We start from the raw sequence: 20,481 nt of genomic DNA, 5'->3' as shown, positions 1-20,481 counted from the left end.
AGTTGCCCGGCGTGTCGGGCAGGGGCCCTGGATCGCCGTTATGGCACGGTTACCATTTCACAACGCTAAGTGACGAGGTTCGTCACCCTGTGCAGCGAGCCCCCCACCCGGCGGTCCTGCAAGGCCCCGGGCACCCTGGCGGGAGACCGGACCCAGGGCTCGCAACAGTACTCCATTCGGGCCACGCGGGTGGACCGCCGCGCCGCCGAACTTCTCGCGCCGGAAGGGAGTTGGCGGCCGCCCCGCCCGGGTCTTTCCCACGCGCGCGTGGCGCACTTCACGGAAAAGGCAGAAACGGAACTAATCACTTCGCCCATACGTCCCTGTCTCGTGTAGTCGGTCGAGAAAGGCAGGCAAGGGTCGGAGATGCGTGAAAAGCCGGATTCCGGCAAGGAGTCGAAGGACCAGGAGGAGCCGGAGGAAAAGCGGCGCCTCGATCTGAGCGTGCCGCAGGTGGCGGGAAGCGCCATCGCCGCGGTCGTGGCGGCGAAGCTCGCCTCGAACCTCGGCGTGTACGGGACGATCCTCGGCGCCGGTGTCGTGAGTGCGATCGCGACCTGCGGCGGCACCGTCTTCCAGCACTTCTTCAGGCGTACGGGCGAGCAGATACGCGACGTCACGGTGCAGGCCAAGCCAAGGGCCCGGCAGGTTCCCGTGACGGCCGCGACGCCGGTGCCCGAGACGTTCAGGACCGCCGCGTACACCGGGGCCGCGGGCCCCACCGGTCCGGTGACCACGACGTGGGGGAGACCGCTGCGGGCGGACGCCGGCACCGATGCCGACCCGACCGCCCTGCTGCCCACGGCCCAGGACGCGGACCCCACCACGGTCCTCCCGGCCGCCGGGACGGACCCCACGACGGTGCCGCCCGCCCCGCACGACGCGGACGCCACCACGATGCTGCCCTCCGTGTCCCCGGGCGTCCCCGAGGACGAGCGGACCCAGCTCCTCGGTGCGGTGGACGCCACCCCATCGGTGCCGCGTGACGACGCCACGCGCGTGCTGCGCACCACCGGCGCGGACGCGGCGCCCACGACGGCGCTCGAACCGCCGCTCCCGTCGCAGGAGTTCACCGCGGGCACCACGCACCGCACGCAGGTCCGCAGCTGGAAGCGGCCGTTGATCGCCGCAGCCGTCGTGTTCGGCGTCACCATGGGCGGCATCACCACGTACGAGCTGATCTCCGGGAAGGACCTCAGCGGCGGCAAGGGCACGACGATCAGCAACGGATTCTCGGGGCGCAACTCCTCCCGGGACGAGCGGCCCACCACGCCCACCGAGGAACCGTCCGTCCAGCCCTCGGACAACGGCACGCCGAGCACCGGCGACGGCTCCGGCACCGGCGGCGACAACGCCACGCAGGACCCGGACGGGACCGGCCGGACGCCGGGCGGCGGCACGGGCGACGGCACCGGCCAGGGTTCCAAGGACGACCCGGACAAGGGCACCGGCACGGACCCCGACAAGGGCACGGGCGACGACTCCGGGGACGACGGTTCCAAGACGGACCCGACGCCCACCCCGTCGACCCCGACGCCCACGCCGTCGAACGGCACGGGCACCGGGAACGGCGGCGAGGGCCGCCAGGGCGAGACGCCCCAGCCCTAGGGGGCGTCTCGCCGATCTTCGCGGGTCCGCGGCGTCTGGCACGGCACCTCGCCGCACGGCCGGGCCGCCCTCGTACCACCAGTACGAGGGCGGCCCGGCCGCACGGCGATGCACCGCACCAGACGCCGCGGCCTGTCCACGAAGATCGGCGAGACGCCCCCTAGGGGACGGGATGCCGCGCGGCACGACGCCCGCGGTGGGTCCCGGTCAGGCGCCGAGGACCCGCCGCAGGTAGTCGTTGCCGAAGAGGCGGCCCGGGTCCAGGCGGTCGCGCAGGGCAGTGAACTCGCCGAAGCGCGGGTACACCTTCGAGAAGTACGCCGCGTCGCGCGTGTGCACCTTGCCCCAGTGCGGCCGCCCCTCGTGCGCCGTGAAGATCCGCTCGGCGGCCGTGAAGTACGCCTGGTAGGGCGTGCCCCGGTACATGTGGACGGCGATGTAGGCGCTCTCCCGGCCCGAGGCCGTGGAGAGCGCGATGTCGTCGGCGGGGGCGGTGCGCACCTCCACGGGGAAGCTGATCCGCAGCCGCGAGCGGTCCACCATCGCCTTCAGCTCGCGCAGCGTCTCCACGAGGGCCTCGCGCGGAACCGCGTACTCCATCTCCATGAAGCGCACCCGCCGCGGGCTGGTGAACACCTTGTAGGGGATGTCCGTGTACGTCCGGGCGGAGAGTGCCTTGCTGGAGACCTTGGCGATGCCGGGGATGGCCGCGGGGACGGCCCGGCCCAGGGAGTTGACCACCTGGAAGAGGCCGTTGGAGAGCAGCTCGTCCTCGACGAAGGCGCTCACCCGGCCGGGCGGGGCCGCGGGGCCCGGGCTGCGGTTGTTGCGCTTGGTGTTGCAGTTGCCGGTGTGCGGGAACCAGTAGAACTCGAAGTGCTCGTTCTCGGCGAAGAGCGCGTCGAAGTCCCCGGTGACCGCGTCGAAGGTCATCGGTTCCTCGCGGGCCGTGAGGAAGAAGATCGGCTCCACGGCGAACGTGATCGCGGTGATCACGCCGAGCGCGCCGAGGCCGACGCGGGCGGCGGCGAAGACCTCGGGGTTCTCCTCGGCGGAGCAGGTCAGGACCGTGCCGTCCGCGGTGACCAGCTCGAGTCCCCTGATCTGGGCGGCGATCGAGGCGGAGTCGCGGCCCGTGCCGTGCGTGCCGGTGCTGACGGCGCCGGACACCGTCTGCTCCATGATGTCGCCCATGTTCGTGAGGGACAGGCCCTCCCGCGCGAGCGCCGCGTTCAGCCGCTTCAGCGGGGTGCCGGCCTCCACCGTGACCGTGCCGGCCGCGCGGTCGACGTCGCGGATGCCGGTCAGCAGGTCGGGGCGTATCAGGACGCCGTCCGTCGCGGCGGTCGCCGTGAAGGAGTGACCGGTGCCGACGGGCTTCGCCGTCAGGCCGTCCTCGGTGGCCCGGCGCAGTGCGGCGGCCAGTTCGTCGACCGATGCGGGGGTGACCTCGCGGACCGGCCGCGCGGCGACGTTGCCCGCCCAGTTACGCCACGTCGGTGTGCTCTTCCCGCTGCCCGTGCGCGTACTCATGGGTCCCTCCCCGTAGTGGAACCGGCCGCTTCAGCCGGCGATACCCCAGGAACCCGACCGCGACCGCGACCGCCCCGGAGACGCCCGGGACGCTGTACCCGGCGTCCGCCCCGGCGGCGTCGATGACCCAGCCGGCGGCGGAGGAGCCGAGCGCGACGCCGACCGCGAGTCCGGTGCTCACCCAGGTCATGCCCTCGGTCAGTTTCGCGCGTGGTACGTGCTGCTCGACGAGGGCCATCGTCGTGATCATTGTCGGTGCGATGGACAGGCCCGCTACGAACAACGCCGCGGCCAGAAACGGAAGGTTCCCGACCAATTGAAGCGGGATCATACTCACGGCCATCGCACAGACGCCCAGCAGCCACCTCGGCGCGGGCGCCCCCTTGAAGTGCAGCAGTCCGAAGGCCGCCCCGGCCAGGCAGGACCCGAGCGCGTAGACCGCGAGGACCAGGCTGGCCGCGGACTTGTGGCCCTGGTCCTCCGCGTACGCCACGGTGACCACGTCGATCGACCCGAAGATGGCACCGGTCGCCACGAAGGTGGCGACGAGCACCTGCAGGCCGCCGGAGCGCAGCGCGGAGCCCTTGGCGTGGTGCTCGCGGGAGTGCGGCACCGGCTCGGTGGCCCGCTGCGCCGTCAGCCAGAAGACGCCCACGGCGAGGAAGGCACCGGCCAGCAGCGGCCCCGCCTCCGGGAACCACACCGTGGACAGGCCGATCGAGATGATCGGCCCGAAGATGAAGCACACCTCGTCCACCACGGACTCGAAGGAGTACGCGGTGTGCAGCTGCGGGGTGCCGCGGTACAGGACCGCCCAGCGCGACCTGATCATCGAACCCACGCTCGGCACGCAGCCGACCAGGGCGGCGAAGAGGAACAGCGTCCAGTCCGGCGCCTCGAACTTCGCGCAGAGCAGCAGCCCGGCGACCGCCGCCAGGGACACCAGCGTCGCGGGCCGCAGCACGCGCCGCTGGCCGTGCCGGTCCACGAGCCGGGAGATCTGCGGCCCGATCGCCGCCGCGGACAGCGCGACGGTCGCCGACAGGGCGCCCGCGAGGCCGTACCGCCCGGTCAGCTGGGACACCATCGTCACGATGCCGATGCCCATCATCGACAGCGGCATGCGGCCGAGGAATCCGGCGCTGGAGAAGGCCTTCGTGCCGGGGGCGGCAAAGATGGCGCGGTAAGGGCTGGGCACGTGGACTCCGCTGGGGCGCCGGGGCGGCTTCGGTACGCAGCGGCTCCGGTAAGGCGTAAAGGTGGCCCATACAGCTTACGGCTCCGGGGCGGTACGGCGCACCGGAATTTTCCGATCGGCGGAGGCCGTTTTCCGCCTGTCGGTGGCGGGTGGCAGGATCGGTTGCATGTCCGACGCGCTGGATTCCACTCCGTACGACGCCCTGCTGCTCCTCTCGTTCGGCGGCCCCGAAGGCCCGGACGACGTCGTCCCGTTCCTGGAGAACGTGACACGCGGGCGCGGCATCCCCAAGGAGCGCCTGAAGGAGGTGGGGCAGCACTACTTCCTGTTCGGCGGGGTCAGCCCGATCAACGACCAGAACCGCGCCCTGCTCGACGCCCTGCGCAAGGACTTCGCGGAGCACGGCCTCGACCTGCCGGTCTACTGGGGCAACCGCAACTGGGCGCCCTACCTGACCGACACGCTGCGCGAGATGGTCACCGACGGCCACCGCCGCATCCTCGTCCTCGCCACCAGCGCGTACGCCTCGTACTCGGGCTGCCGCCAGTACCGCGAGAACCTCGCTGACGCCCTCGCGACCCTCGCGGCCGAAGGCCTGGACCTGCCCCGGGTCGACAAGCTCCGGCACTACTTCAACCACCCCGGCTTCGTGCGCCCCATGATCGACGGCGTCCTGCGGTCGCTCTCCGAGCTCCCCGCCGACGTGCGCGAGGGCGCCCACCTGGCCTTCACGACGCACTCCATCCCGAACGCCGCGGCGGACACCTCCGGTCCCGTCGAGGAGCACGGCGACGGCGGCGCGTACGTCAGGGAACACCTCGACGTGGCCCGCCTCATCGCCGACGCCGTCCGCGAGGAGACCGGTGTCGAGCACCCCTGGGAGCTCGTCTACCAGTCGCGCAGCGGCGCCCCGCACATCCCGTGGCTTGAGCCCGACATCTGCGACCACCTGGAGGAGCGGCACGCGGCCGGGGCCGCGGCGGTCGTCATGGTCCCCATCGGCTTCGTCTCGGACCACATGGAGGTCCTGTACGACCTCGACACGGAGGCCGAGGCCAAGGCGGCGGAGCTGGGCCTTCCGGTGCGCCGGTCGGCGACCGTGGGCGCCGACCCGCGGTTCGCGGCGGCGATCAGGGATCTGGTCCTGGAGCGGGCGGCCGCCGAGAGCGGCACGCCCGTCACCCCGTGCGCCCTGGGCTCCCTGGGCCCGAGCCACGACCTGTGCCCGGTGGGCTGCTGCCCCGCCCGCGCCCCGAAGCCCGCGGCCGCGGGCGCCGACAGCCCGTACGCCTGAGAACGCTGAGAACGCTGAGAACGCTGAGAACGCTGAGGACAACGACGTGACCGACACGACCGACGTGACCGAACCCGAAGCCCTCACGGCCAAGCTCCTCGCCGTCGCCCTGGAGGCCGCGCACCGCGCGGGCACCTTCCTGCGCGACGGCCGCCCCGACGACCTGGGCGTGGCCGCCACCAAGTCCAGCGCCGTCGACGTCGTCACCGAGATGGACATCGCCTCCGAGAAGCTGATCACCGCCTTCCTCGCCGAGCGCAGGCCGGCCGACGGCGTCCTCGGGGAGGAGGGCGCGAGCTCCGAGGGGAGCAGCGGCGTCCAGTGGGTCGTCGACCCCATCGACGGCACGGTGAACTACCTCTACGGCCGCCCCGACTGGTCCGTGTCCATCGCCGCCCGCAAGGACGGCCGGACGCTCGTCGGCGTCGTGCACGCCCCGATGCGCGGCGAGACCTACCACGCGGTCCTCGGCGGGGGCGCCCACCTCGACGACGTCCCCACGCGCGTGCGCCCCGCCCCGCCCCTCGACCGGGCCCTGGTCGGCACCGGCTTCGGGTACGTCGCCGAGCGCCGCGCCCACCAGGCCGAGGTGGCCCGCCACCTGATCCCCGAGGTGCGCGACATCCGGCGCGCCGGGTCGGCCGCGATCGACCTGTGCGACGTCGCGGCGGGCCGGCTCGACGCGTACTACGAGCGGGGGCTCAACCCCTGGGACTACGCGGCGGGCGACCTCGTCGCCCGGGAGGCGGGCGCGCTGACCGGTGGACGCCCCGGAGAGGCCCTGTCGGGCGAGCTGGCCGTCGCCGCCCCGCCCGGCCTCTTCGAGACGCTCCAGGGCCGCCTGGAGGACCTCGGCGCCTGGCACGACTAGACGTCCGCCGGGCCCCCGCGGGACGCCCGGACGCACGGAAGGGCCCCCGCACCGCGTCCACCGGTGCGGGGGCCCTTCCGCGCAGCTCGCTCAGGAGTGCGGGTCAGGCGTGGAGCACGCCCACCTCGACGCCGTGCTCGGCGGCCAGGCGGTGGAGATCTTCCAGCTCCGCCAGCTCGACCTCGGCAAGGAAGTCGTCTCCCGTCTCACGGGCCTTCGTGAGGTCGGACTCCGTGGCCTTTATGCGCTGCAGAAGACCTGCGGTGAATGCGTCCATGGTTGCGCCCCCTCGGCTGGGTCGTGGGTCGTCGATGGCACGGGCGTGCCTCAAGGGAAGGGGCGATCACGTCCGCTCCGCGGAAAGCGGTTCGTGGCGTGCCACATACAAAGCGTGATCGCGGGTGTAAGGCCGTCTTCCCCTGGCCCCCTTCCGCAGAAACCTCAACCGCCGGAGAAAATCCCGCATTCCCGCGCCCCGGGAGCACCTGAGGGCCGCCTTACAGCCGGTTTATGGCCGAAAGGGGCAGGATGGAGGCCTTACCCCACGCCAGACCTGCCCGCAGGGGCACAGAGGAAGGACAGCGACGTGCGCGTACTCGTCGTCGAGGACGAGCAGCTGCTCGCCGATGCGGTGGCCACCGGACTGCGCCGGGAGGCCATGGCCGTCGACGTCGTGTACGACGGAGCGGCCGCCCTGGAGCGCATCGGTGTCAACGACTACGACGTGGTGGTGCTCGACCGGGACCTCCCGCTCGTGCACGGCGACGACGTCTGCCGCAAGATCGTCGAGCTCGGCATGCCGACCCGCGTCCTGATGCTCACCGCGTCCGGCGACGTCAGCGACCGCGTCGAGGGCCTGGAGATCGGCGCCGACGACTACCTCCCCAAGCCCTTCGCGTTCAGCGAGCTCACGGCACGCGTGCGTGCCCTCGGCCGGCGCACCAGCGTGCCGCTGCCGCCCGTCCTGGAGCGCGCCGGGATCAAGCTCGACCCCAACCGCCGCGAGGTCTTCCGGGAGGGCAAGGAGATCCAGCTGGCCCCCAAGGAGTTCGCCGTCCTGGAAGTGCTGCTGCGCAGCGAGGGCGCGGTCGTCTCCGCGGAGCAGCTCCTGGAGAAGGCCTGGGACGAGAACACGGACCCGTTCACGAACGTGGTCCGGGTGACCGTCATGACCCTGCGCCGCAAGCTCGGCGAGCCCGCCGTCATCGTGACGGTGCCGGGCTCGGGCTACCGGATCTGATCGGCGGTGGCCGCGACCCCGGCGCCACCAGCCGCGCCCCCGAAGCCCACCTGGGACCCCCGCAAGGTCGAACCGCCCTTCCCGTGGCTGCGCCCCACGATCCGCATACGGCTCACGCTGCTGTACGGCGGGATGTTCCTCATCGCGGGCATCCTGCTGCTCTCGATCATCTATCTGCTCGCCGCGCAGGCCCTGAACGTGGGCAGTGACCTGCCCTTCCGGGTCACCGGCAAGTCGACGGTCAGCAGCAGCACGTGCGCCAACTTCCAGGGGCTGCCCGACCACCCCTCGGAGGTGCAGCTCAACTCCGCGCTGAACGAGTGCGTCAACCAGGTGCGCCAGAACGCCCTCGACAACCTCCTCAGCCGCTCGCTGCTCGCCCTGCTCGGCCTGGCCGTGATCGCGTTCGCCTTCGGCTACGCGATGGCGGGCCGGGTCCTCTCGCCGCTCGGCCGCATCACGCGCACCGCGCGCCGGGTGGCCGGCACGGACCTGACCCGGCGGATCGAACTGGACGGCCCGGACGACGAGTTGAAGGAGCTCTCCGACACCTTCGACGAGATGCTGGACCGTCTGGAGCGGGCCTTCACCGCCCAGCAGCGCTTCGTCGGCAATGCCTCGCACGAGCTGCGCACGCCCCTGGCGATCAACCGCACGCTCCTGGAGGTGCACCTCTCCGACCCCGGTGCGCCCCCCGAGCTCCACCAGCTCGGCAAGACGCTGCTCGCCACGAACGAGCGCAGCGAGCAGCTCGTGGAGGGCCTGCTGCTGCTCGCCCGCAGCGACAACCAGATCGTGGAGCGCAAGCCGGTCGACCTCGCCGAGGTCGCCCACCGCGCCGTCGACCAGGTGCGCGCCGAGGCCGAGGCGAAGAACGTGGAGATCCGCGGGGAGCGCGGCCTGGCCGTCGTGCAGGGCAACGGCGTCCTCCTGGAGCGGATCGCCCTGAACCTCGTCCAGAACGCCGTCAGGTACAACGTGCCGGACGAGGGCTGGGTCGAGGTCACCACGGAGGCCCAGCACGGCCAGGCGGTCCTGGTGGTGTCGAACACGGGCCCGGTGGTCCCGGCGTACGAGATCGACAACCTCTTCGAGCCGTTCCGGCGGCTGCGGACCGAGCGCACGGGCAGCGACAAGGGCGTCGGACTCGGCCTGTCGATCGCCCGGTCGGTGGCGCGGGCCCACGGGGGCCGTATCATCGCGGAGCCGCGTGAGGGGGGTGGCCTCGTGATGCGAGTCACCTTGCCTCTCTGAGATGCTGTCGCGGACGCGCCGACCTGTTCGCTTTGCGCGGAATTTTCGGGGGCCCATCCCGGGAAGGACGTGTGCGATCGATCACAGAGGCGATTTTTCGGCCATCTACTCTCTGTGATCGTGAAAGTCGTCGGAAAGCCGGGAAAATCCGGGTTTTCGGGGGTCTTGATCACGGGAAGTACACGGGGTGGCGCCCGTGAAGTGCGACATTCGGACCGTGTACGGTCCCGATCGCCATCCAACCCGATCACCTCTTCAGGGGTGCGGTTGGGTGTCGATTGAGTAACAGACCTTGATGTGAGGCAAAATCTCCGCCTCAGGTCGGGCACAAGTCCGGCCTCTCACGCGTTACGTGCGCTGAGACACCGCAGACACCCAGAGGGGGAGAGCGACATGGCAACGGACTACGACACCCCACGTAAGACCGACGATGACGTCAACGAGGACAGCATCGAGGAACTCAAGGCACGGCGGAACGACAAGTCGACCTCAGCGGTCGACGTCGACGAGTTCGAGGCCGCCGAGGGCCTCGAGCTGCCCGGCGCCGACCTTTCCAACGAGGAGCTCGCCGTGCGCGTGCTCCCGAAGCAGCAGGACGAGTTCACCTGCATGAGCTGCTTCCTGGTCCACCACCGCAGCCAGCTGGCCCGAGAGAAGAACGGCCAGCCGATCTGCCGCGACTGCGACTGAGGCGGGGTCGGCCGTGACTGGCTCGACCCCGTCCAGGAAGCGCCGCTTCCGCAAGCGCGGGGCGGACGAGGCCGGCGTTCCGGACGCCGGTGCACGTGATGACGGGCGAGGCTCTTCCGCCACCGGGGCAGCCTCGCTCGAACCGGCGGACGCCCTGACGGCGCCGCCGGACGCGACGGCGGTGGACAAGGCTCCCGGGACCGCTCGGAATGCCCGTGGGGCAGGGTCCAGGGGCAGCCGGGTCGCCGCCGTCACGCTCGGAGTGAGGGACGGCGTGCGCAAGGGCGGGCGCGGCGCCAAGGCCGGCATCGGCTATCTCGCCGACCGCCTCATCGAGAACGCCCCGCGGATCCCGGTCCGCGATCTCGCGACCCTCCGCAAGCAGTTCCCGGGCCTCGGCCCCGAGCAGCTCGCGGACAAGCTCGTCGCGGGCGCCGCCAACGCCACGTCCACCGTGGGCGCGGGAGTGGGCGCCGCCGCGATGCTGCCGGTGCCGCCCGCGATGCCCGCCGAGCTCGCGGCGGAGATCACCGGCGTCGCCGCCATCGAACTGAAACTGATCGCCGAGCTGCACGAGGTCTACGGCCTGCGGCCGGAAGGCCCCCTGACGCAGCGCAGCACGGCGTACCTGAACTCCTGGTCCCAGGAGCGCGGCATCGACGTCGCCAAGCCCGCGACGCTCAACGCCGCCCTCGGCGGCCAGATGAAGCGGGAGCTGCGCCAGCAGATCATGAAGCGGATGGTCCGGAACCTGCCGAACCTCATGCCCTTCATGGTGGGCGCCGCGGTCGGCGCGGTCATGAACCGCCGGGACACCCGGAAGCTCGCCGGGCGGATCCGTCGGGACCTGCGCAAGCACCAGGTGCCGTGGGACGCGCTGCCCGCGCTGCCGCCCCTGGACAGGCCGAGCGACCCGCTGCGCATGGGGGAGATCCCCAAGGAGCTGGGCCGCTGACTCCCGGGCCGCCGACCTCCCGGTGCCGGCCCCGCCGGGCCTTCCGGGCCGGGCCCCAGTGCCCCCTCAGGGGCCGCTGAGCGCCGCCGTCAGGGCCGGGCGGCCCGTACCGACTCCAGGGCGGCCGCCAGCTCCTCGGGGCGCCGCGTGGAGACGTACACGTACGGCGTCGGGTCCTGCGGGTCCGTGATGTTCACGCGCAGGGCCGTGGGGATGTAGGCGCGCAGCAGCATGTAGGCGCGCGGGTCGGCCTTGTACGTGCGCCAGGCGCGCGTCTCCTCGCCGGTCAGCACCTGCGCGTCACCCAGCGCCGACACCGGGATCTTCGCGTCGCCCACGACCAGTGAGCCCGCCACCACGCGGATCCGCACCGCGCCGTACGCGCTGGTCACGACCGCCGCCACCGCCGTGCCGCCGACCAGGCCGCCGAGCAGCGGCAGGGTGCCGAACGGCAGCATGATCAGGGCCATCGCGACCCCCACCAGGACCGAGACGAACCACCACGATCGGGGCGCGGTCAGGCGTTCTTCGTAAGGCTGCATGGAACCAAGCTTGGCACGGTGCGGTCGGCGCCCTGACGCGGAGGTAAGGTCTGCGCCTGTGAGTGGTACATCTGCAGCCCTGACGCCCCCGGCCGACGCCATAGCGCCCGTCCGCCACCCCGACGCGCCCGCCCCGGGCGAGCTCATCGGTGCCCACTACGAGCACTGTTTCGGCTGTGGCGAGGGTCAGGCGCACGGACTGCACCTCGCGGCACGGGCCGGCGAGGGCGTGGCCATCACGGCCGAGTTCACCGTGCGCGAGGCGCACCAGGGCGCGCCCGGCCTGGCCCACGGCGGGGTGCTCGCCACCGCGCTCGACGAGACGCTGGGCTCGCTGAACTGGCTGCTGCGCGTGATCGCGGTGACCGGACGGCTGGAGACCGACTTCGTGCGGCCGGTGCCGCTGGGCACCGTGCTCTTCCTGGAGGCCGAGGTCACGGCCGTCGCCGGGCGCAAGATCTACTCGAGGGCCACCGGCCGGATCGGCGGCCCCGAGGGGCCCGTCGCGGTCCGCGCGGACGCCCTCTTCATCGAGGTGAAGGTCGACCACTTCATCGACAACGGCAGGCCGGAGGAGATCCAGGCCGCCATGAACAACCCGGACCAGGTCCGGCGTGCCCGCGCTTTCGAGGTGAACCCGTGACGTCCCCTGCCCCCCTGAGCGGCCCGGCCGAGCTGAACGTGCTGATCAGGCGCGTCGACCCCGAGGTGCCGCTGCCCGCGTACGCGAAGCCCGGCGACGCCGGTGCCGATCTGCGGACGACGGAATCCTGCGAACTGGCCCCCGGCGAGCGGGTGGTGCTCCCCACCGGGGTGTCCATCGCGCTCCCGGAGGGGTACGCGGCCTTCGTGCACCCCCGTTCGGGCCTCGCCGCCCGCTGCGGTGTCGCTCTGGTGAATGCCCCGGGGACGGTGGATGCCGGGTACCGTGGAGAGATCAAGGTGATCGTGGTGAATCTCGACCCGCGCGAGGCAGTGCGGTTCGAGCGCTTCGACCGGATTGCCCAACTGGTCGTCCAGCAGGTCGAGAAGGTTCGCTTCCAGGAGGTGGCGGAGCTTCCCGCATCGGCGCGGGCCGAGGGGGGCTTCGGGTCCACCGGCGGCCATGCCGCCGTGGGCACCGGCGCGGGCGCGAGCCCGGGCCAACAAACGGGTGGGAATCGATACGCATCGGTCGTATCCGACCGGGAAGGACAGTGACGTGTTCGGACGTCGCAAGAAGGACAGTGCCGCCGAGGACGCGGCGGGCGCGGACGAGCAGGTCGTCGACGGCGTGGATGGCGATGACCGGTCCGACGCCGCGCGGTCGCGCGTGAGGCTCGAGCCCGAGCCCCGCCCCGACGGTCCCTGGGACCTCGCGGAGGTCCGCGAGCCCGGTGAGGGCCGCGTGGACCTCGGCGGACTCTTCGTGCCGGGTGTCGAGGGCATGGAGCTGCGGGTGGAGGTCGCGGGCGACGCGATCGTCGCGGCCACCGTCGTTCTCCAGGACAGCGCCATCCAGCTGCAGGGCTTCGCCGCCCCCAAGAAGGAGGGCATCTGGGGCGAGGTCCGCGAGGAGATCGCCTCCGGCATCACCCAGCAGGGCGGTGTCATCGACGAGGTCGAGGGCCCCCTCGGCTGGGAGCTGCGCGCCCAGGTCCCGGTACAGCTGCCCGACGGCACCGGCGGGGTGCAGGTCGTGCGCTTCATCGGCGTCGACGGCCCGCGCTGGTTCCTGCGTGGCGTGATCTCCGGCCAGGGCGCGGTGCAGCCGCAGGCCGCCGGGCTCCTGGAGCAGATCTTCCGTGACACCGTCGTCGTGCGCGGCGAGGGCCCGATGGCGCCCCGCGACCCGATCGTCCTGAAGCTGCCGGACGACGCGCAGATGGTCGCCGAGGGCGTCCAGCAGGAGCAGCAGGAGGGCTCGCGCTTCTCCGGCGGCATGGGGCAGCTCCAGCGTGGTCCGGAGATCACCGAGGTGCGCTGACCCCGCTGCCGCGCCCGGCTTCGCGCCGGGCCGATGGCTCCTCGCCGGGCGGACGATGTCTCGACCGCCAAGTGGCCCGTGGTGGTTCCGGTTCGTCCGGATCCATTGCGGGCCACTTTTGCGTACGCCCATACTGTGCCGGTCGATCGGGGGGAGACCGGTGCGGTGAGGGGACGACGCCTGCCCGCGGCCCTGCGCGCCACCCGCCACCACGGGCTCGTCCTGGGGGCGGCAGGGCTCGCGGTGCTGCTCGCCGCCACCGTGCTCGCCGCGCTGGCCGCGCTCTCCGAGAAGGCGGTCGAGGGCGGGGTGCAGCGGCGTCTGGCCGCCGACCGGGACGCCGTCGTCGAGGTCGCGGGCCCCCACCGGGCGGACCGCACCCGGGAGTTGGACCACGACGTACGGGCCGCCCTCGACCGCACCTACGGCGACGTGCCCCACCGCACCTGGTCCGCGCTGCGGGCCCCCGCGGCCCGCAACGACGAGCTCTCCGTCACCGAGGCCGGGGGGCACCCGCGCGAGGACGCCACCCTCTCCGTCGTCGCCCTCCAGGACACCGGCCGGCATGCGGCGCTGCGCGCCGGACGGTGGCCGCGCGCCACGGCCGGGGCGACCGAGGTCGCCCTGACCGAGGCCGCCGCCGCCGAGCTCGCCGTCGACCTCGGCGGCCGGATCACCGTGCGGGGCGCGGGCGCACGGCCGGTGCCGCTGCGGGTCGTGGGGCTGTACGCCGCCAAGGACCGCGCGCCCGCGGTGTGGGCGACGCTCAGCAGCACGTTCGGGACGCCCGACTCGATCGCGGTCGTGCCGCGCCGCGCCTTCGCCGGCCGCGGGGCCCTCGCCGGGGACGCCCGGGCGCTCTGGCTCGGGGTGCCGCGCACGGACACGCTGCGGCTCGGGGACATCGGGCCGCTGCGGGAGCGGGTGAAGCGGTTCGCGGGCAGCGACGCCGCGCTCTCCGTGGCGCGCGGCGGCTCCGGCGCACCGGTGGCGGACCTGACGCTGTCGGCCGGGCTGCGCAGGGCGCTCGACCGGCTCACCACGCCGATCGCCGTGGCCCGCGCCGGGCTCTACGTCCCCGCCACCCTGCTGGCCGCGCTCGCCGTCGCCGCCCTTGTCCTGACCGCACGCCAGCTCGCCGAACACCGGCGCCCCGAGCTGGCGTTGCTGGCCGCGCGCGGCGCGGGGCGCCGGCGGATCGCCCTGTCGACGGCCGCCCAGTGGGCCTGCGCCGCCGGGCCCGCCGCCCTGGCCGCGCCCTTCCTCGCGGGCCCGCTGCTGCACGGGCTGCGCGGAGCCGGGCTCGTCGAGGGCGACGTGCCCGCGTCCGCGGTGACGGGACCCGCCTGGGCGGCGGCGGGTGCCGCCCTCGTCGTGCACGGCCTCGCGGTGCTGCTGCCGGCCCTGCGGGTCGCCGGGGACCGGCGGGCGGTGGCCCGGCTCCGGCTGCGCGTCGCCCGCTTCGCCGGGGCGCAGCGGTTCGGCGCCGACCTGGCGCTCGCCGCGGTCGCCGTGCTCGGCTGGCTGCAACTGCGCCAGTACCGCTCCCCGGTGACCGGCGGCGACGGCGTCGACCCGGTCCTCGTGCTCGCGCCCGTCGCGATGACCGTGGCGGCCGCGCTGCTCGTCCTGCGGTTCCTGCCGCTCCTCGCCCGCGTCGTCGACCCGCTCGCGCGGCGCGGCCGCGGCCTGGTCCTGCCGCTCGGCGGCTGGCAGCTCGGCCGTCGCGCGGCCCGGCACGCCGGACCCGCGCTGGTGGTGACGCTCGCCCTCGCCGTCGCCGCGCTCAGCAGCACCGCCCTGGCCGTCCTGGACCGCGGCGACCGGGACCAGGCCGCGTTCCGGGTCGGCGCCGACCTGCGGATCGAGCCGGGCGAGGGGGTGCCGCCCGGCGAGCGGCGCGCCGCGTACCAGGCGCTGCCGGGTGCCGGGGCGGTCACGCCCATGATCCTCTCCGAGGGGTACGTCGGACAGGACGCGGTGTCCGTCACGGCCGTCGACACCGACCGGGGTCCGGTGCCCGCGCTGCGCGGCGACCTCGCGGACCGGCCGCTGCGCGAACTGGTGGCGCCGCTGGGGGACACGGTCCCCGAACACGGGCTGCCGGTCGGGTCGCCCGCTCGGGGGCCGGGCGCGGAACTGCCCCTGCGGGTCCGCCTGTCCGCGAGCGGAGGCGGCCGGCCCGTGCCCGTACGGCTCACCGTCTTCTTCGAGGACGGGGACGGACTGAGCCACTCCAGTTCCCTGGTACTGCAGGAGGGCGGCGTCCGGACCGTGCCCCTGAAGGTGGGGGCGCGCGGCGGTGGCGTACGCATCGTGCAGATCGATCTGAGCATGGTCGGCGAGCGGGTGCGGCGGACGTACCGCCTCACGGTCGACCGGGTGCCCGGGCTCGCCCGGCAGGCGCGGTGGCGGGACCTGCGGACCGACCGGCCCGACCGGCGCGCGGCGGGCTGCCCGGGCGTCGCCGGCGGTCCGGTGCGCGGGGGACGGCCGCCCGCCCGGGCCCCGGGACCCGTGCTGTGCGCCGACCGGCCCGCTCCCGGGACCCTCATCGACGCCGTGCTGCGCGGGCCCGACGGCGATCTGAAGTACCCCACCTGGGGCGTACGGCTCGGCACGGACCGCGCCAAGGGGCGCCCGGCCGCGTCCGCGCTCGCCGACGACGCGCTGCTGTCCTCGGGGGCGGTCCGGGTCGGGGACACGGTGACGGTGCGGCGCAGCACGGGCGGGAGCGCGCGGGTGAGGATCGTCGGGCGGATCGCGGCCGTGCCCGGCGCGCCGCGCGACCGGCCGAGGCTGCTCGCCGACTCCCGTGCGATGGCCGCCCAGTGGGCCCTGAGCGGGGTGCTGCCGGGCGCGGAGAGCGCGTGGTGGGTGGAGGTGCGCGGCGCGGACACGGCGGCGGCGCTGGCGGCGGTGCGGGCGGATCCGCGCCTCGGTCACGCGGTCGACGTGCCGCTCGTCCGGGCGGAGTTGGCCGACGACCCGCTGCGGCGCGGTGCCCGCGGGGCGCTCGTGCTGTGCCTGGTGCTCGCCCCGGCCTTCGCCGTCATCGCGTTCGCCCTGCACACCGTGCTCTCGGCGCGGGCCAGGGAACGGGAGTTCGGCCTGCTGCGGGCGCTCGGCGTGCGGCGCGGGCAACTGGCCGCCTACTTGTGGACCGAACAGCTCGCGCTGGCCGGGGTGGCGGCGGTGCTCGGCACGGTGCTTGGCGCGGCCCTCGCCTCGCTGATCATGCCGGTGGTGACGGTCGACGCGGCGGGCCGCCCGGTCTTCCCGTGGCTGGCCGCCTCGGTGCCGTGGGTGCGGGTGACGGCGACGGCCGGGGCGACGACCGCGGTGATCTGCGCGGTGGTGACGGTGGCCGCGCGGGTCCTCGGCCGGCTCGACCCGGCGCGGGTGCTGCGGGCGGGGGACGACGGGTGAGCGGGGGCGGAGGGCGGTGGTCCGCGGGGGTGTGGCGTGGGCCCCTCACGTATGGGGCCGGGGGGTGGACGGCCGCCGTGCTCGTGGGCGTCCGGGCGGGGGGCCGGGGGGCGTCCTCGCGGCCCGGTCCGGTGCGGGTGCGGCGGGCGGGGTGTGACGGGTGAGCGGCGGGGGGCGGTGGTGGTCCGCGGGCTCGTCGGTGCGGCGGGGGTGGGTGCGGCGGGAGTGGGCGCGGCGTGGGCCCCTGACGTGGGGGCTCGGGTTGTTGATCGCCGTGCTCGTGGGCGTCGCCGCGGCCGGTCCCGGACTGGTCGCGCGGCTCGGCGGGGAAGCGCTCGCGGGCCGGTTCACGCAGGTGCAGCGGGCGGCCCCCGGTGTGGTGCACAGCGTGCGGATCGACCCGGAGGAGCCGCGGGCCGGCGAGGAGAGCGACCTCGGGGCCGACCTCGCCCGGTACGCGGAAGGCTTCGAGAACGCCGCCCCCGGCGCCCTGCGCGGCGGACTCCGGCACACCTCCACGCGCATCGAACTGCCCACCGTGCGGGCGTCCGTGGGCGACCGGGCCGCCTCGATGTCCCTGGTGTACGCCTCCGACGCGCCGGGCCGCGGCGCGTACGTCGCGGGTCGGGCGCCCCGCGCGCACGGCCAGGTGGTCGAGCTCGCCGTGTCCGAGCGCACCCGTGCCGCCCTCGGCCTGCGCGTCGGGCAGCGGATCGCGCTGCGGGGCGGCGCTCTGGTGAACGTCCGGGCCGTCGGCCTGCTCGTCGGCGTCTACCGGGCGACGGGCACGGACGGCAGGCCGCTGTGGACCGAGCAGCCGCTGCTCGAACGGCCGTTGCCCGCCCTGACCGGGCGTACCCAGGACGCCGGTGCCCTCGTCGCGCCCCGCGGCGTCGAGGTGCTGCAGAGCCGGTCGGACGCCGAACTCACCGTCGAGTGGAACATGCGCCTCGACCTGACGGCGGGTGTCGCGGCCCGGTTCGTGGGGGAGCGCGGGGAGCGGGAGCTGCGCCGGGTCATGACCCGCTACCCGCCCGCCGCGCGGGAGGCCTACTGCGTCGTCGAGTCGGCGGGCGGGAAGTGGTGCATGCTCGGCGCCCACGCCTCGACCGACCTGGAGATCCGCAGCGCGCTCGACGCCCCCCTGGAGGAATTCGGGCGCCAGTGGCGCCAGGCGAGCGTGGTGATGTCCTTCGCCCTGGCCACGCTGCTCGGCGTGGGCCTCGCCGCCGTCGTCGTGACGGCGCTCCTGGTGGTACGCGGACGCCTGGACGCCGACCGGCTGCGGCGGGCCCGCGGCGCGTCGGCCACCGGACTCGCCCTCCGCCGCGCGGCGGACTGCGTGCCCGCCGCGCTGCTCGGGTACGGCGCCGGCTGCGCGGTCGCGGCGGCGGTGCCGGGCAGCTCACCGGCGTACGGCACCGGGCTGCTCGTCGCGGCGCTCTGCTGGCTGGTCCTGCCCGTCCTGACCTGGACCGCGGTGCGCGACCGCGCCGTGCTGCGGGAGGGCGCGCCACCGGGCGCCGGGCGCCGTGCGGTGGCCGAGGCGCTGGTGCTGCTGCTCGCCGCGGGCGGCGTCCTCGCGCTGCGGGCGCGGGGCACCGAGGAGGCGGCGGGGCCCGATCCGCTGCTCGCCGCCGTGCCGGTGCTGCTGGGCCTCGCGACGGTCGCCGTGCTGGTGCGGTGCTATCCCTGGCCGGTGCGCGTGGCGGCGCGCTGGTCGGCCCGGGGGCGTGGCGCGGTCGCCCTGGTGGCGCTGTCCCGGGCCGCCAAGGAGGCCCCGGCGCGGGGGCTCGCGCTGCTGGTCCTCGTGGTGACGCTGGCCGGCGCGGTGTTCGGCGGGCTCGTCTCGGGGACGCTGGTCGAGGGGCGGCGGGCCGCGGCGGCCTGGCAGGTGGGCGCCGACGCCTCCTTCCTGGGCGCGGGCCGCGACCCCGGCACGGCCCAGCGGCTGGCCCGCGCGCGTGGCGTGCGGGAGACGGTGGCGGTGCGCCGGATGCGGGTCGATCCGGTCAGCGGCACGGACGGCGGGCGGTACGGGATCGCGGGCCTCGTCGGCGTGGACGGGACGGAACTGGGCCGGTCGGCACCGGATTCGGGCGCCGCGCGGGCGCTGCGCGCGGCCGGCCTCACGCGGGGCGGCCTCACGCGGAGCGGCCTCACGCGGGGCGGCAAGGGCGGCGAGATCCGCGTCCTCGCCTCCGCGGGGCGGCCCGGCGACCTGCTCACCTTCACCCTGGGGAACAGGAAGACCCGGCTGCGGATCGTGGACACGCTGCCCGCGGGCGCGGCGCACGACGCCGCCCTGGGCCCCGTGCTCCGCGCCACCGGGACCGGCGAGCGCCTGCTCCTGGCGGACAACCGCGACCTGCGCGCCTTCGCCGCCCGGGACTTCGAGGAGAGCGCGCTCCTGCTGTACGGGAAGCGCCTGGACACCGCGGCGCTGCGCTCCCTGGTCCCGCGTGCCGCCCCCGGAGCGACCGGCGGGGAGCTGCGCATCCGGGCCGAGGAGCAGGCCGAGGCCGCCGACGACCGGCTGATCGCCGCCGTGACCGTGGCGCACACCGCCTGCACCGCCCTGGCCGTGCTCCTCGCGCTGGTGGCCCTCGTCCTCGAACTGCTCCTGTCCGCGGCCGCGCGCGGCCGCACCACCGCCTACCTGCGCACCCTCGGCCTCGGCGGGCGCGCCGTGACCGGGCTGCACCTGCTGCAGCTCCTGCCCCTGGTCCTCGCCGCCCTCGTGGGCGGTGCGGCGCTCGGCGTGGCGCTGCCCGCGCTGCTCGGACCCGCCCTGGACCTGCGGGAGTTCACCGGCGGCCCCGCCGCGCCCGACCGGCACATCGACGTGCTGTTCACCGCCGCCCTGGGGGCGGGACTCGGCGTCCTGGTCGCCGCGGCGGTGGGCCTGGAGAGCTGGCTGGGGCGGCGCCGGGGGCTCGGCGCCGTCCTGCGACTGGGGAGAACCGATGACTGAACTGGCCGATCTGGAGGCGCGGGCCCGTGCCGCGGGGCGCCCCGCGGGCGAGGAGGGCCTGGTCGTCTGCGAGAACCTCGTCCGCGTCTACCGGACCGACGAGGTCGAGGTGCAGGCGCTGCAGGGCCTCGACCTGGTGGTGACGGAGGGCGAGTGCGTGGCCCTGGTCGGCGCCTCGGGGTCGGGCAAGTCGACGCTCCTGTCGATCCTTTCCGGGCTCGACCTGCCCACCGCGGGCCGCGCCCGGGTGGCGGGCCACGACCTGCTCGCGATGGGCCGCCGCGAACGCCTCGGCTACCGACGGTCCACCGTCGGCTTCGTCTGGCAGCAGACCGGCCGCAACCTGCTGCCCTATCTGACCGCGCTGGAGAACGTGGCGCTGCCGATGACCTACGCGCGCGTGCCCCGCCGTGCGCGCCGGGAGCGGGCCGCCGAACTGCTCGACGTGCTCGGCGTCGCGTACTGCCGCGACCGGCGGCCCGGTGAGCTCTCCGGCGGCGAACAGCAGCGCGTGGCCGTCGCGGTCGCCACCGCCAACGCCCCGCGCGTGCTTCTCGCCGACGAGCCGACCGGCGAACTCGACACGGCGGGCGGCGAAGAGGTCTTCGCGGCGCTGCGCCGCGCGAACGAGCAGCTCGGCGCGACCGTCGTGGTCGTCACCCACGACCCCCTCGTCTCCGGGCAGGTCCGGCGCACGGTGCGCATCCGCGACGGCCGCACCGCCACGGAGACGCTGCGCGAACAGGACGGCACGGGTGAGGAGTTCACGGTTCTGGACCGGGCGGGCCGGCTGCAGCTGCCGGGGGAGTACGTCGAACGGTACGGGCTGCGGGGCCGGGTGCGGCTGACGGCGGAGCGGGACCACGTGGGGGTGTGGCCCGACGCGCCGGCGGATGACGCCGACCCACCCGGCACGTCCGGCTGATC

17 protein-coding genes are annotated in these 20,481 nt (G+C 74.5%); 13 read left to right on the top strand and 4 right to left on the bottom strand.

Annotated elements, in window-relative coordinates; all coding sequences use genetic code 11:
• The first annotated feature begins 366 nt into the window (after window positions 1-366).
• Window positions 367-1,608, top strand: coding sequence for a hypothetical protein (locus tag ACFYXE_RS25945; RefSeq protein ID WP_389316087.1), 1,242 nt, complete (start codon window positions 367-369; stop codon window positions 1,606-1,608).
• 207 nt (window positions 1,609-1,815) lie between these two features.
• Here the strand turns inward: ACFYXE_RS25945 and ACFYXE_RS25940 are convergent, their stop codons facing one another.
• Both ACFYXE_RS25940 and ACFYXE_RS25935 read right to left on the bottom strand, forming a co-directional pair.
• Window positions 1,816-3,141 carry a D-arabinono-1,4-lactone oxidase gene (locus ACFYXE_RS25940; protein WP_389316084.1) on the bottom strand — a complete coding sequence of 442 codons (1,326 nt, stop codon included), beginning with the start codon at window positions 3,139-3,141 and terminating at the stop codon, window positions 1,816-1,818.
• Complete coding sequence (locus ACFYXE_RS25935; protein WP_389316082.1) at window positions 3,095-4,339, bottom strand: MFS transporter; 1,245 nt, start codon at window positions 4,337-4,339, stop codon at window positions 3,095-3,097. The genes ACFYXE_RS25940 and ACFYXE_RS25935 overlap by 47 nt, the downstream gene beginning before the upstream one ends.
• 166 nt (window positions 4,340-4,505) lie before the next feature.
• Between ACFYXE_RS25935 and ACFYXE_RS25930 the strand changes: the two genes are divergently transcribed.
• Complete coding sequence (locus tag ACFYXE_RS25930; protein ID WP_389316080.1) at window positions 4,506-5,633, top strand: ferrochelatase; 1,128 nt, start codon at window positions 4,506-4,508, stop codon at window positions 5,631-5,633.
• A gap of 46 nt (window positions 5,634-5,679) precedes the next feature.
• Window positions 5,680-6,504 carry an inositol monophosphatase family protein gene (locus ACFYXE_RS25925; RefSeq protein ID WP_389316078.1) on the top strand — a complete coding sequence of 275 codons (825 nt, stop codon included), beginning with the start codon at window positions 5,680-5,682 and terminating at the stop codon, window positions 6,502-6,504.
• A gap of 103 nt (window positions 6,505-6,607) precedes the next feature.
• On the opposite strand, the gene ACFYXE_RS25920 is transcribed toward ACFYXE_RS25925, so the two are convergent.
• On the bottom strand, window positions 6,608-6,781 hold the full coding sequence (locus ACFYXE_RS25920) for a hypothetical protein (RefSeq protein WP_165283794.1): 174 nt from the start codon (window positions 6,779-6,781) through the stop codon (window positions 6,608-6,610).
• 309 nt (window positions 6,782-7,090) lie between these two features.
• Between ACFYXE_RS25920 and ACFYXE_RS25915 the strand changes: the two genes are divergently transcribed.
• From ACFYXE_RS25915 to ACFYXE_RS25900, 4 genes are all read left to right on the top strand, one after another.
• Window positions 7,091-7,744 (top strand): response regulator transcription factor, encoded by a 654-nt coding sequence (locus ACFYXE_RS25915; protein ID WP_055563081.1) that lies wholly within the window; start codon window positions 7,091-7,093, stop codon window positions 7,742-7,744.
• 6 nt (window positions 7,745-7,750) lie between these two features.
• The gene (locus ACFYXE_RS25910; protein WP_361164391.1) at window positions 7,751-8,998 is read left to right on the top strand and encodes a HAMP domain-containing sensor histidine kinase; all 1,248 of its coding nucleotides are present in this window, start codon (window positions 7,751-7,753) and stop codon (window positions 8,996-8,998) included.
• Between the two features lie 393 nt (window positions 8,999-9,391).
• Window positions 9,392-9,688: a DUF4193 domain-containing protein gene (locus ACFYXE_RS25905; RefSeq protein ID WP_055544889.1), complete on the top strand. Its 297-nt coding sequence runs from the start codon at window positions 9,392-9,394 to the stop codon at window positions 9,686-9,688.
• A 13-nt stretch (window positions 9,689-9,701) separates the two neighbouring features.
• Window positions 9,702-10,643: a hypothetical protein gene (locus ACFYXE_RS25900; RefSeq protein WP_361164394.1), complete on the top strand. Its 942-nt coding sequence runs from the start codon at window positions 9,702-9,704 to the stop codon at window positions 10,641-10,643.
• A gap of 89 nt (window positions 10,644-10,732) precedes the next feature.
• Here the strand turns inward: ACFYXE_RS25900 and ACFYXE_RS25895 are convergent, their stop codons facing one another.
• A complete protein-coding gene (locus ACFYXE_RS25895) occupies window positions 10,733-11,185 on the bottom strand; it encodes a DUF3093 domain-containing protein (RefSeq protein ID WP_361164397.1) in 453 nt (150 codons plus the stop codon).
• 58 nt (window positions 11,186-11,243) lie between these two features.
• On the opposite strand from ACFYXE_RS25895, the gene ACFYXE_RS25890 reads away from it, so the two are divergent.
• The 6 genes from ACFYXE_RS25890 to ACFYXE_RS25865 all read left to right on the top strand — a co-directional run bounded on the left by ACFYXE_RS25890 (window position 11,244) and on the right by ACFYXE_RS25865 (window position 20,479).
• On the top strand, window positions 11,244-11,828 hold the full coding sequence (locus ACFYXE_RS25890) for a PaaI family thioesterase (RefSeq protein ID WP_361164400.1): 585 nt from the start codon (window positions 11,244-11,246) through the stop codon (window positions 11,826-11,828).
• Window positions 11,825-12,385, top strand: coding sequence for a dUTP diphosphatase (dut, locus tag ACFYXE_RS25885; RefSeq protein WP_361164403.1), 561 nt, complete (start codon window positions 11,825-11,827; stop codon window positions 12,383-12,385). Before ACFYXE_RS25890 ends, dut begins: the two co-directional genes overlap by 4 nt.
• A gap of 1 nt (window position 12,386) precedes the next feature.
• Window positions 12,387-13,151, top strand: a complete 765-nt coding sequence (locus ACFYXE_RS25880) for a DUF3710 domain-containing protein (protein WP_361164406.1) — start codon at window positions 12,387-12,389, stop codon at window positions 13,149-13,151.
• A gap of 165 nt (window positions 13,152-13,316) precedes the next feature.
• Window positions 13,317-16,580, top strand: a complete 3,264-nt coding sequence (locus ACFYXE_RS25875) for an FtsX-like permease family protein (RefSeq protein ID WP_389316073.1) — start codon at window positions 13,317-13,319, stop codon at window positions 16,578-16,580.
• A 262-nt stretch (window positions 16,581-16,842) separates the two neighbouring features.
• Complete coding sequence (locus tag ACFYXE_RS25870; RefSeq protein ID WP_389316071.1) at window positions 16,843-19,554, top strand: hypothetical protein; 2,712 nt, start codon at window positions 16,843-16,845, stop codon at window positions 19,552-19,554.
• On the top strand, window positions 19,547-20,479 hold the full coding sequence (locus ACFYXE_RS25865; protein WP_389316069.1) for an ABC transporter ATP-binding protein: 933 nt from the start codon (window positions 19,547-19,549) through the stop codon (window positions 20,477-20,479). The genes ACFYXE_RS25870 and ACFYXE_RS25865 overlap by 8 nt, the downstream gene beginning before the upstream one ends.
• Window positions 20,480-20,481 lie beyond the last annotated feature (2 nt).

The organism is Streptomyces sp. NPDC002564 (assembly GCF_042889645.1).
Lineage (GTDB): Bacteria > Actinomycetota > Actinomycetes > Streptomycetales > Streptomycetaceae > Streptomyces.
This window is presented reverse-complemented; position numbering and strand designations above follow the sequence as displayed.

Bases quoted from the DNA above. Each gene is read 5' to 3' on its own strand.
- ACFYXE_RS25945 (WP_389316087.1), top strand. From the start codon at position 367: ATGCGTGAAAAGCCGGATTCCGGCAAGGAGTCGAAGGACCAGGAGGAG.
- ACFYXE_RS25940 (WP_389316084.1), bottom strand. From the start codon at position 3,141: ATGAGTACGCGCACGGGCAGCGGGAAGAGCACACCGACGTGGCGTAAC.
- ACFYXE_RS25930 (WP_389316080.1), top strand. From the start codon at position 4,506: ATGTCCGACGCGCTGGATTCCACTCCGTACGACGCCCTGCTGCTCCTC.
- ACFYXE_RS25920 (WP_165283794.1), bottom strand. From the start codon at position 6,781: ATGGACGCATTCACCGCAGGTCTTCTGCAGCGCATAAAGGCCACGGAG.
- ACFYXE_RS25905 (WP_055544889.1), top strand. From the start codon at position 9,392: ATGGCAACGGACTACGACACCCCACGTAAGACCGACGATGACGTCAAC.
- ACFYXE_RS25895 (WP_361164397.1), bottom strand. From the start codon at position 11,185: ATGCAGCCTTACGAAGAACGCCTGACCGCGCCCCGATCGTGGTGGTTC.
- ACFYXE_RS25865 (WP_389316069.1), top strand. From the start codon at position 19,547: ATGACTGAACTGGCCGATCTGGAGGCGCGGGCCCGTGCCGCGGGGCGC.